The sequence below is a fragment of the Ochrobactrum sp. S1502_03 genome, assembly GCF_044435015.1.
GTDB classification, from domain to species: Bacteria; Pseudomonadota; Alphaproteobacteria; order Rhizobiales; family Rhizobiaceae; genus Brucella; species Brucella chromiisoli.
Genome location: NZ_JAYEXN010000011.1, coordinates 48,224 through 59,273, shown reverse-complemented (window position 1 = coordinate 59,273; position 11,050 = coordinate 48,224). Strand labels below are relative to the sequence as shown.

Here is an 11,050-nt window from a genome sequence, read left to right as displayed (position 1 = left end):
ACAAAACGCTTAATCCGACCTTCGAAATGCTGCGATCGATTATGGAATCAGGTTCATTATTGTTAAGGAATAGTTTATGTCGCTTAAATCGGAATGAACGGGCGGTGGAAGTGGCAAAAATCATTCTCAAGAGCAAAGATGGTCGCAATTACTTGGCTGATCCTGTTTGGGGTGGCAGAATTGCCCTTATGCTCAAGATTTTGATTGCGCTTGCGATCCTGCCGCTTTTTCTGATCCTCGTCTATTCGGTTCCTTTCGTGCGGCCTGTTTCCACCTTGATGGTGAAGGATTACATTCTGTTTGAGGACGTGGATCGGCAATGGGTCAGTATCGAAGATGTGGCACCCGTTTTGATAAATTCCGTGATGATGGCCGAAGACGGGCAATTTTGCAGCCATGGTGGCGTGGACTGGCACCAGCTCAGTCTCGTTCTGGATGACGCCACAGATGGCGGGCCAAGCCGTGGCGCATCGACCATCACCATGCAGACTGTGAAGAATTTGTTCCTGTGGAATGGTCGATCTTATATTCGCAAAGGACTAGAGTTTCCCTTGGCGCTGGTCGCAGATAGCGTGCTGTCAAAACGGCGGATTATGGAGATTTATCTCAATATTGCCGAGTGGGGTCCAGGCATCTATGGAATCGAGGCCGCCGCACAGCGCTATTTCAAGCGCCCGGCATCACGTTTGACGGCGCAACAATCTGCTTTGCTGGCTGTAACGTTGCCCAATCCTGCTTTGCGCAATCCAGCGAAACCCACGCGCAACATGCAGCGTATCGCACGCATTATTGCCGGGCGCGCATCCAGAGCAGGGCCTTACGTCACTTGCGTACAATAAGTGCGCCGCTTGGAAAAAAGATAAGACTCTGGCTGGTCAAATGCCACAAGAGCGTGTATAGGCACGTGACTTTCCGGAATTTTGTCCGATGTGACAGGCTCCTCGGGGCTGTGCCGGACGTTTATTGATCGATCAGTGGAGCTGAATCCATGGCAGTACCTAAACGCAAAACGTCTCCGTCGAAGCGCGGCATGCGCCGCTCGGCAGACGCACTCAAGGCCCCGACTTACGTCGAGGACAAGAACTCGGGCGAACTTCGTCGTCCACATCATATCGATCTGAAGAGCGGTATGTATCGTGGCCGTCAGGTCCTCGAAGCTAAGGAATAGTCTTTAAGCTGCATTGCAGCTGAAGATGGATTTCAAAAACGCCGTTTCCGGTTGCCGGAAGCGGCGTTTTCTTTTGGGGATTTTCGGACAATTGAGCCGAAGATCACTTACTTTGCTTGAGAGCCGATGAAGGATGCGATCTCAAGCAAAAGAACTCAGCCTGCATCCGCCGCAAAACCTGCGCCCGTGATGCCTGCCACGGCAGCAGCTTCATCATTGTCAGATGTGTCGCCTGAAATGCCGACAGCGCCGACAATTTCATTCTGCGCATCTTTGATAAGAACGCCGCCGGGAACGGCTATGATTTTCCCGCCTGACACGCCTGACAGCCCCTCAAGGAAATGTGGGCGGTCTTTCGCCTGATTGTGGAGCCAGCGTGATCCCGCCCCCACCGACAGGGCACCAAAGGCTTTGCCCGAAGCGATTTCGAAGCGGAGAATCGAAGTGCCATCCTGACGCTGAAAGGCCTTGAGATGTCCGCCTGCATCAAGAACGGAGACGACGATGGGCTTTAAATGCAATTCTGCTGCCTTGGCAAAGGCGGCGGCAATGATTGCGTTGGCCTTATCGAGAGTCAGCTGGGACATAGATATCTCCTTTATTTTTTGTGGGTCTAATTTAACGACTGTCGAATGGCGTGTAAGAAAAACTTTCATGTGTTCTGGAGAAACTGCTGATCGTTTTGAGCAAAGATGTGAAACGAACAGAAAGGGTGGAGCTTGCAAAAGAAGCCGTTTTGGTTTTTCTCTGTGGTCAATTTTTAAAGGAGGAAAGAATGACCGCATCGCATAGCCAAAAAGTCGTTATTATTGCCAGTGCCGCCCGTACTGCGGTGGGGGCCTTCAATGGAGCCTTTGCTAACGTGGCCGCACACGAACTGGGTGCGAGCGCGATCAAGGCGGCGCTTGAGCGCGCAGGCGTGGTGGCTGCGGATGTGGATGAGGTCATTCTTGGACAGGTGTTAACGGCAGGCGAGGGGCAGAACCCCGCACGACAGGCGGCGATGGCAGCCGGATGCCCGAAAGAGACAACTGCCTTCTCGATCAACCAGCTTTGTGGTTCGGGTCTGCGTTCGATTGCGCTCGGTATGCAGCAAATTCTGGCGGGCGATGCGAAGATTATCGTGGCTGGCGGGCAGGAATCCATGTCCATGGCACCCCATTGCGCGCATCTGCGTTCTGGCGTGAAAATGGGCGATTTCAAAATGGTGGACACCATGATGAAAGATGGCCTGACGGATGCCTTCCATGGCTATCCCATGGGAATCACCGCTGAAAACATCGCGAAGCAGTGGCAGCTTAGCCGCGACGATCAGGACCAGTTCGCGCTTTCATCCCAGCATAAGGCCGAAGCTGCGCAGACGGCCGGCCGTTTCGATGATGAGATCGTGCCCTTTGCCGTGAAGAGCCGCAAAGGCGAGACCATTGTGTCGGCGGATGAATATATCCGTCCCGGTACAACGATTGAGGCGCTGGGCAAGCTCAAGCCTGCCTTTGACAAGGAAGGCACTGTCACGGCTGGCAATGCATCGGGCATCAATGACGGCGCGGCGGCACTTGTTCTAATGGATGCGGATGAAGCCGAAAAACGGGGTGTCGAGCCGCTTGCGCGCATCGTTTCCTGGGCAACAGCCGGGGTCGATCCGTCGATCATGGGAACCGGCCCTATACCAGCAACCCGCAAAGCGCTTGAAAAGGCAGGCTGGACGGTTGCCGATCTGGAACTGGTTGAAGCCAATGAAGCGTTTGCTGCGCAATCCTGCGCTGTGGTGCGTGATCTGGGGCTGAACCCGGAGATCGTCAACGTCAATGGCGGGGCGATTGCTATCGGTCATCCCATCGGGGCATCGGGTGCACGAGTGCTGACAACGCTGCTTTACGAGATGAAGCGCCGCGATGCGAAACGTGGTCTTGCAACGCTGTGTATTGGTGGCGGTATGGGCGTCGCCATGTGTGTTGAGCGGCCATAAAAGGCGCAAAAATTAACGTTTACACGCGCTCGGCTTAAGATAGAGCGGCAAAACGGTGCCGCTCTATGGGTATTTTTGCCCGAATCCCCCTATATGTGGTGAGAACAAATAGGGAAAGTTTGTGAATCAACGATTCGTCGCCGATTCGTTCCGGCTTTGAGCCGAAGGTTAATGAAAATGGCCTTTTGCGCGGTAAAAATTTAACCAGCTATCAGGAATAATTGATAATTCATGAATCTGCGGCTTTTCAGTCTTTCCTTATGGGACGGCTCGAAGGACAAAGGTTAATAAGATTGGCCGTTTGTTCCCACACCGGCGCAAATCTTAATGCCGGTGATTCATCATCTGGGTTCTTTCGATAGATAGTCCACTAGATGTTGTCGTGAACAAAAGGTGAATGGGCTCCTGTGATCGATTCGTCGCCGATTCGTTCCAGAGTCGTTCTATTTGTTAAAATGAGTATTTATTAACGACTACAGAGCCGAAAACACAGATTGAAACTTAACAGGAGCGCTTTCGGCTCAAGTGATATAGTGCTATCGCATGTCCAACGTATGGCCTTTGTTCCGGGAATTCTATTATTGGCATGAACCAACTCCCTGCCCATGATCTGCCGCTGAGTGTGAGTGGCCGCGATGTCACTGCAGTGCTGGGGCCGACCAATACCGGCAAGACGCATCTGGCGATCGAACGGATGTTGTCGCATGGTCGTGGTATGATTGGTCTTCCGCTGCGATTGCTGGCGCGCGAGGTTTACAATCGTGTGGCTGAGCGCGTGGGTGTTGCCAATGTCTCGCTGATCACCGGCGAGGAAAAAATCACGCCGCCCGGCTCGCGCTATTCCGTGTGCACCGTTGAAGCCATGCCGCGCCGCACGGATATGCCCTTTGTGGCGATTGATGAAGTGCAGCTTGCCGGTGATCTTGAGCGCGGGCATATTTTTACGGACCGCATTCTGCATCTGCGTGGGCGGCAGGAAACGCTGCTTTTGGGCGCCGGGACCATGCGCGCCATTCTGGAAAAGCTTCTGCCGGGCATCACTGTTGTGACGCGTCCGCGTTTGTCTCAGCTTTCTTATGCGGGTTCCAAGAAGATTATCCGACTGCCGAACCGCTCAGCAATTGTCGCCTTTTCGGCGGATGAGGTTTACGCCATTGCCGAGCTGATCCGTCGCCAGCGTGGTGGTGCAGCGGTTGTAATGGGCGCGCTGAGCCCTCGCACGCGCAACGCACAGGTCGAGCTTTATCAGTCAGGTGATGTGGATTTTCTGGTGGCAACGGATGCCATCGGCATGGGACTCAATCTTGATGTCGATCATGTGGCTTTCGCACAGAACCGTAAATTTGACGGTTATCAGTTTCGTGATCTGACGCCTGCGGAGGTTGGCCAGATCGCCGGTCGTGCGGGTCGCCATTTGCGCGATGGTACATTTGGCGTCACCGGGCAGGTTCAGCCCCTGGACGATGAACTGGTGGAGCGGGTTGAAGCCCATGCATTCGATCCGGTGAAAGTGTTGCAATGGCGAACAAGCCGCTTTGATTTTTCATCGCTGAACGCTTTACGCCATTCTCTGGAAACGCCAACGCCGATTGAAGGTCTTACCAAGGCATTGCCTGCTGTTGATCAGCAGGCGCTTGAAAATTTGTCGAAAGATGAAGACATTGTGCGGCTTGCAACGATGCCTGCGCGGATCGAACTTTTGTGGGATACCTGTGCGCTTCCCGATTATCGTAAGATTGCGCCGGCACAACATGCCGATATCATAGCAACCATTTATCAGGATCTGGTCCGCCGAGGGAGCGTTGATGAAGATTATATGAGCGAACAGGTGCGCCGCGCCGACAATACAGAGGGGGAAATCGACACTCTGTCTCATCGCGTGGCGCAAATCCGTACCTGGACTTTTGTGTCGCACAGGCCGGGATGGCTTGCCGATCCGACACACTGGCAGGAAAAGACGCGCGAAATTGAGGACAGACTGTCCGATGCGCTGCATGAAAGGTTGACGAAACGCTTTGTAGACCGCAGGACAAGCGTGCTTATGAGGCGCCTGAGAGAGAATGCCATGCTAGAAGCAGAAATCAGCCCGGCCGGTGACGTAATTGTCGAGGGCCACAATGTTGGGCAACTAGAAGGATTCCGGTTCACTGCCGACGTTCAGGCCGAGGGGCCGGACGCGAAGGCTGTGAGAACGGCTGCACAAAAGGCGCTTGCCGCCGAGTTCGAACGCCGTGCCGAGCGGTTTTCCGCAGCGCCAAATGGCGACTTTGCGCTCGGTTCGGATGGCGTGTTGCGCTGGATCGGTGCACCGGTCGCAACGCTGGTTGCAGCCGATCATGTGTTGAAACCGCGCACGATCATTTTTGCCGACGAACAATTGACCGGGCCGGCACGCGACAAGGTTGCGGCCCGTATTGAGCGTTTTGTTGCGCATCACATCGAAACGGTTCTCAAGCCGTTGACCGATCTTAACGCTGCCGATGCCCTGACCGGTATGACACGCGGTCTGGCTTTCCAGATCGTTGAAGGCCTTGGCAGTCTTCAGCGCCGCGATGTTGCTGAGGAAGTCCGCGGACTTGATCAGGATTCGCGTGCAGCACTGCGTCGTCTGGGCGTGCGCTTCGGTGCTTATCATGTTTTCATGCCCATGCTGTTAAAGCCTGCTCCGGCTGGCCTGATCACGCTGCTTTGGGCATTGAAGAATGATGGCCGCGAACGCGCCGGTTATGGCGATGTGGTCAATGTGCTGGCCGCAGGCCGCACATCGGTGGTTGTTGATCCGGCTTTCGATCCAATGTTCTATCGTCTGGGTGGGTATCGCGTGCTCGGTCGTCGTGCCGTGCGCATTGATATTCTGGAACGCCTTGCCGATCTCATTCGTCCGGCACTGGCTTGGCGTCCGGGTTCGGGCACACGTCCCGATGGCGCTTATGATGGCGGACGCTTCATTGTTACCCCTGCCATGATGTCTATTCTGGGCGCCACGGTTGAGGATATGGAAGAGATCCTGAAAAGCCTTGGTTATCGCCATGAGGCTGTTGATGCGGCTGATGTGAGCGCAAAGCTTGCCGAGCTTGATGCCTTTGCTGCTAAGGCACAGGCACAGGCTGAGGCGGTTGTCGAAGATACTGTCTTTAAGCCAGCCGTACCTGCTGCCACCGTAAGCGAAGCCAAGCCTGTTGTTCCGGCAGCCGAGCCGGTTCCTGCCCCGGTTGCCTCTGTTGAGGCCGCAGCGGAGGAAAAGCCCGCAACAGAAGCAACCGACGCGCCAGCAGAAGAGGCCAAGCCTGTTCTGCTCTGGCGTCAGGGGCGCTTTGAAGGACGTAATCGCACGCAGGATCAGAATCGTCAGCGCCAGAATCGCTCGCAGCAGGGTGGTGAAGCTGGTGAAGCCGCGGCTGCGCGTGAAAACCGTGGCGGTGGCAAGCGTTTTGACAAGAACCGTCGTAATAATGATGGTGAAAATCAGGATCGTGGCCAGAACAAACGCGAAAGCTTCAAGGGCAAACCGCGTGATGGTGGCAACCGCGATCAGCGTCAGCCTAAGCGGGATCATGCTAATCATCAGGGCAACAAGCGCGTTGAGCAAGAACGTCCGGTGCGTGTTGATCCTGATTCGCCTTTTGCCAAGCTTCTTGCTCTTAAGGAGCAATTGAAGAAGTAAGATGGCGACTGAGGCGATTGCAAGACAGCGTATTGACAAGTGGCTGTTCTTTGCACGCGTGGTTAAATCAAGATCGCTGGCGGCGAAACTCGCCGTCGGCGGCAAAGTCAGGGTCAATCGTGACAAGATTGATCAGGCAGCCTATCCGGTGAAGATCGGCGATGTTCTGACCATAAACCTTGATCGGCAAATTCTCGTCTATAAGGTGCTTGCACCCGGTCACAGGCGCGGGACAGCCCCTGAAGCACAACTTCTATATCAGGACATGACGCCCAAACCTGCCCCGCAATCTGACAGCGTTGGAGCGATGCAGCCACATCGTGAGAGCGGTGCCGGGCGTCCAACAAAGAAAGAACGGCGCGAAACGGATCGTCTGCGCGGAAATTAAACCGGACGCGATGCCGCAGGATAGCCATCGGGTGCGACAGAAATTGCGCGTTAAAGCTTTACGTTAAAAGCTCTTTTCGACTTTTGCACCATAATTGGAATGTCATTTCCGATGTTCGTGACATATTGTTATTGCGTCGTTTCGGCCCTTGTCATGGACCGATAAAATCGTTACCTCACGCTTGGCAATCGCAAGCACATGAACTGGCATGCATGCCACACGCCAAAACACCCCGTGGGATAGTCTATGGAGTGAACGGAGCGGAACCATTCAGGTGCCCGATCTGAATGTTCAAACAGCCGGTTCTGAATAGATAAGCTTACTCTTCATCAAGGGAGAGGCAACAGGAGTTGGACAATGACTTATGTCGTGACCGATAATTGCATTCGCTGCAAATATACGGACTGCGTCGAGGTTTGTCCGGTCGACTGTTTCTATGAAGGCGAGAATATGCTCGTCATCAATCCCGATGAGTGTATCGATTGCGGCGTTTGCGAGCCGGAATGTCCGGCGGAAGCCATCAGCCCGGATACCGAACCGGGCCTCGACAAATGGCTTGAGCTGAATGCCGAATATGCAGCGAAATGGCCAAACCTGACTGCGAAAAAAGATGAGCTTCCAGAAGCCAAGGAAATGGATGGCGTTTCGGGCAAGCTCGAACAGTTCTTTTCGCCTGAGCCGGGTTCCGGTGATTAGACCGGCTTTGTGTGCCCAATAGGGTGCATGGCGCTCTAAACAGGTTCGAAAGGCTTGACGCTTTTTTCGGATTGGTTGAGCGCAAGAGCAATCCGTCAGATTGGCACTTTTGCTGTCGTAGTTTCGTGTATTGCTGAGTTGTTGAAGCTGATTTTATGCATGTCGAAAATGGCCGGAATCCTCTTTTTTGGCCATTTGTTGATTCTTGCGTAAAATTGTGTTAACCTGTGCCAATAATTTCGGTGACTGGACGTCAAATCGTGGCGCAAATGCGTTAATCTCTGAAAGGGCTATATTTTTTTACTGGGCTTTATGGCACCGGGACGGATTATTGCGGTTTCAGCACACGTTCCCCACCAGAGCTTCCCGGTAAATCAATTTGTGCCTGGGAAGCGCTTTCAGTTCAAGACCGTAATGGCTTCCGCACCTCTCCCAAGGGGGTGTGGTCGAAATCATGTGTTAACCGGCGTGTAGTGCCGGGCACAACAGGGAGTATTAGAGCGTATGACATCCCAGCAGAAAAAAACTCCGGCCCGCCAGGGATTTAAGACCGGCGAGTCCATTGTTTACCCGGCTCATGGTGTTGGTCAGATCGTAGCGATCGAAGACCAGGAAGTTGCCGGCCATAAGCTTGAGCTTTTTGTTATCGACTTTGAAAAAGACAAGATGCGCCTCAAGGTGCCGGTCGCCAAGGCTGTCAGCATTGGTATGCGCAAGCTGTCCGAGACCGATTATGTCGAACGTGCCCTGAAAGTCGTGCAGGGTCGTGCACGCGTAAAGCGCACCATGTGGTCGCGCCGCGCGCAGGAATATGATGCAAAGATCAATTCCGGCGATCTGATTATGATTTCTGAAGTTGTTCGTGATCTGCATCGTGCTGACAATCAGCCGGAGCAGTCCTATTCCGAGCGTCAGCTTTACGAAGCAGCGCTGGATCGCATGGCGCGCGAAATCGCTGCCGTGAACAAGCTTTCCGATACGGAAGCAGTTCGCCTTATCGAAGCAAATCTTGCCAAGAGCCCGAAACGCACCAAGGCTGATGCCGAAGGTGAAGTGGACGGTGATGAAGTCGAAGCAGCGTAATAAACGCCTGCATTCTTTTCTAAAGAGCCCCGCTGATGTGGGGCTTTTTATTTTTCTGCATAGAGCACCGTGCGCCTCGCGTCTTCCAAAAATAATTCTTATTTTCGGACTGATGAGAGGGGGGTGGATACTTGCCCAAGCGGCTTGTCTCTCTATTTTCATAGAATGTCAGATATTTATAGCACTTCGGATGGAACCGGAGGGTTCTTCTTGCGTTATTATCAAACCAGCTCTGAGCGGGTTTGTTTTGTGGCGTAGCAATCTGGCCTCAGAGCAGGTCTGTAAAAGATGTTTTGAACGAACGAAAAATGTTTGCTTAATCCCTTTTTAGGGCTGGTATCGTTTCCGTTTCGGGTTTCAGACTTCTCTGGAACATCGCAGCCAGAACAGGAGAGCCAGATGAAGCAGTCATCCATGAGCAGTTCCTCCATCGTTCCGCCAACTCGTTTGCCGATTCCGGCGTGCGGTCTTCAAGCGCCTGCTGCGTCCTCGCAGTCGATGATCCGCAATGCGATGTCAGCGCCTTATCTTGAACGAGAAGAAGAACGCGACCTCGCCATCCGCTGGAAAGATAACAAGGATCAGGAAGCACTTCATCGCATCACGGCCTCGCATATGCGACTGGTGATTTCGATGGCCGGACGGTTTCGTAAGTTCAAGCTTCCGATGAGCGATCTGATTCAGGAGGGCTATGTTGGATTGCTTGAAGCGGCTGCGCGCTTTGATCCTGAGCGCGAAGTTCGTTTTTCCACCTATGCATCATGGTGGATAAGGGCGTCCATGCAGGATTATATCCTGCGCAACTGGTCTATCGTGCGCGGTGGGACGAGTTCGGCTCAGAAGTCGCTGTTCTTCAATCTGCGTCGCCTGCGTTCGAAGCTTGCGCAGGAAGATGAGACCATGAGCAAGGCAGAAATTTACCGCCAGATCTCGACGCAGCTTGGCGTATCAGCGAGTGATGTCGAAGTCATGGACAGCAGACTTTCAGGGTCTGATAGTTCGCTTTCGGCGTCAATAGGTAATGATGAATCGGGCACCTCCACCCGTATGGATTTTCTTGTCGATGACCATCCCTTGCAGGATGAGGTCGTTGAAAGCACGATTGATATGGAACGCCGTGTGGGTTGGTTGCGCACCGCGCTTCATGCGCTTAACGAGCGTGAATTGCACATCATCCGACAACGGCGTCTGGGCGATGATGGCGTGACACTTGAAGCACTCGGCGAAAAATTGGGAATCTCAAAAGAGCGTGTTCGGCAGATTGAAAGCCGCGCCATGGAAAAGCTTAAGCTGGCGCTGCTTGATCAGCATGAAATGGCAGCCTATCAGGCATAGACTTTTTACGGATGTCTTTATCCCAAAACCGGGTCCCACTTTGGGGAGACATACGCTAATCGCGGCTGCCTTCAAGGCGCGATGACCAGTCTTCGACCTTGCGGTTTTCCAGACGGCGGATGGCATAGCGCTTCCAGCCATCGGCAAGGTGCGCAAGGTTGGCCATCCGTGCAAGTTCGTCATAATTAAGCATATCGACGTAGAGAAGATGCCAAACCCGGTGCAGCGTCCATTCTGGGGAAAGGCGTTCGACACGCGTTATCGTGTCGTCAGCGCTGACAACACCTTCTTCCAAAACCCGATAATACCAGCCGGTGCGTCCGGTTTTTTGCACGCGGGTTGCCATGTCCGGTACATCGAAGCGCGCATTGAGTTTCCAGCAGGGCTGCCTGCCCTGTGACACCTCAACCAAAGCTGTTCCCAAGCGAAAACGGTCGCCGATAGCAACATTATGCTCGGTCAGTCCGGTGGTTGAGATGTTCTCTCCAAAAGCGCCGGGCGCATCAAAACAGGGATGGTCGCCAATATCCTCGCGCCAGAGGGCATAATGATCGTGCGGATAATGGTGAATGGCCTTTTCGGGACCGCCGTGGACTTTTCTGTCGCCTTGCTCGTCGCATTCGAGGCCTTCGCGCAGCAAGCGAACGGGCCCCGATATAGGCTTCTTATCGATCCCGCTCGGTGCGGCACGCGGTCCTAGTGGGGCGATCTGGCCTGCCAGCAATGATTCAAGCATGACTTCCATTG

Annotated in this window: 10 protein-coding genes; 8 read left to right on the top strand and 2 right to left on the bottom strand. The window is 53.7% G+C overall.

Translation table 11 applies throughout. From position 1 onward, the window contains the following. The first annotated feature begins 110 nt into the window (after positions 1-110). Positions 111-839 carry a monofunctional biosynthetic peptidoglycan transglycosylase gene (gene mtgA / locus VBH83_RS09850; RefSeq protein WP_265984856.1) on the top strand — a complete coding sequence of 243 codons (729 nt, stop codon included), beginning with the start codon at positions 111-113 and terminating at the stop codon, positions 837-839. Positions 840-988: 149 nt separating this feature from the next. After that, entirely contained in the window at positions 989-1,168 is a 180-nt protein-coding gene (gene rpmF, locus VBH83_RS09845; RefSeq protein WP_006467787.1) for a 50S ribosomal protein L32, read from the top strand. A 155-nt stretch (positions 1,169-1,323) separates the two neighbouring features. On the opposite strand, the gene VBH83_RS09840 is transcribed toward rpmF, so the two are convergent. Next, positions 1,324-1,755 carry a heme-binding protein gene (locus VBH83_RS09840; protein WP_265984855.1) on the bottom strand — a complete coding sequence of 144 codons (432 nt, stop codon included), beginning with the start codon at positions 1,753-1,755 and terminating at the stop codon, positions 1,324-1,326. 188 nt (positions 1,756-1,943) lie between these two features. On the opposite strand from VBH83_RS09840, the gene VBH83_RS09835 reads away from it, so the two are divergent. From VBH83_RS09835 to VBH83_RS09810, 6 genes are all read left to right on the top strand, one after another. Beyond that, positions 1,944-3,137, top strand: a complete 1,194-nt coding sequence (locus VBH83_RS09835) for an acetyl-CoA C-acetyltransferase (RefSeq protein WP_265984854.1) — start codon at positions 1,944-1,946, stop codon at positions 3,135-3,137. A gap of 586 nt (positions 3,138-3,723) precedes the next feature. Further along, positions 3,724-6,801, top strand: coding sequence for a helicase-related protein (locus tag VBH83_RS09830; RefSeq protein WP_396997426.1), 3,078 nt, complete (start codon positions 3,724-3,726; stop codon positions 6,799-6,801). 1 nt (position 6,802) lies between these two features. Continuing rightward, complete coding sequence (locus tag VBH83_RS09825) at positions 6,803-7,189, top strand: RNA-binding S4 domain-containing protein (RefSeq protein ID WP_396997424.1); 387 nt, start codon at positions 6,803-6,805, stop codon at positions 7,187-7,189. Positions 7,190-7,546: 357 nt separating this feature from the next. Then, the gene (gene fdxA, locus VBH83_RS09820) at positions 7,547-7,885 is read left to right on the top strand and encodes a ferredoxin FdxA (protein ID WP_265984851.1); all 339 of its coding nucleotides are present in this window, start codon (positions 7,547-7,549) and stop codon (positions 7,883-7,885) included. Between the two features lie 504 nt (positions 7,886-8,389). Continuing rightward, positions 8,390-8,968, top strand: a complete 579-nt coding sequence (locus VBH83_RS09815; RefSeq protein WP_265984850.1) for a CarD family transcriptional regulator — start codon at positions 8,390-8,392, stop codon at positions 8,966-8,968. Positions 8,969-9,367: 399 nt separating this feature from the next. Then, positions 9,368-10,303 (top strand): RNA polymerase factor sigma-32, encoded by a 936-nt coding sequence (locus VBH83_RS09810; RefSeq protein WP_265984849.1) that lies wholly within the window; start codon positions 9,368-9,370, stop codon positions 10,301-10,303. 55 nt (positions 10,304-10,358) lie between these two features. Here VBH83_RS09810 and VBH83_RS09805 read toward each other — a convergent pair whose 3' ends face one another. Continuing rightward, positions 10,359-11,048, bottom strand: coding sequence for an MOSC domain-containing protein (locus VBH83_RS09805; RefSeq protein ID WP_265984848.1), 690 nt, complete (start codon positions 11,046-11,048; stop codon positions 10,359-10,361). Positions 11,049-11,050 lie beyond the last annotated feature (2 nt).

Excerpts from the sequence above, each read along its gene's own strand:
- VBH83_RS09830 (WP_396997426.1), top strand. The coding sequence starts at position 3,724 with ATGAACCAACTCCCTGCCCATGATCTGCCGCTGAGTGTGAGTGGCCGC.
- VBH83_RS09815 (WP_265984850.1), top strand. The coding sequence starts at position 8,390 with ATGACATCCCAGCAGAAAAAAACTCCGGCCCGCCAGGGATTTAAGACC.
- VBH83_RS09825 (WP_396997424.1), top strand. The coding sequence starts at position 6,803 with ATGGCGACTGAGGCGATTGCAAGACAGCGTATTGACAAGTGGCTGTTC.
- rpmF (WP_006467787.1), top strand. The coding sequence starts at position 989 with ATGGCAGTACCTAAACGCAAAACGTCTCCGTCGAAGCGCGGCATGCGC.
- VBH83_RS09805 (WP_265984848.1), bottom strand. The coding sequence starts at position 11,048 with ATGGAAGTCATGCTTGAATCATTGCTGGCAGGCCAGATCGCCCCACTA.
- VBH83_RS09835 (WP_265984854.1), top strand. The coding sequence starts at position 1,944 with ATGACCGCATCGCATAGCCAAAAAGTCGTTATTATTGCCAGTGCCGCC.
- VBH83_RS09810 (WP_265984849.1), top strand. The coding sequence starts at position 9,368 with ATGAAGCAGTCATCCATGAGCAGTTCCTCCATCGTTCCGCCAACTCGT.
- fdxA (WP_265984851.1), top strand. The coding sequence starts at position 7,547 with ATGACTTATGTCGTGACCGATAATTGCATTCGCTGCAAATATACGGAC.
- VBH83_RS09840 (WP_265984855.1), bottom strand. The coding sequence starts at position 1,755 with ATGTCCCAGCTGACTCTCGATAAGGCCAACGCAATCATTGCCGCCGCC.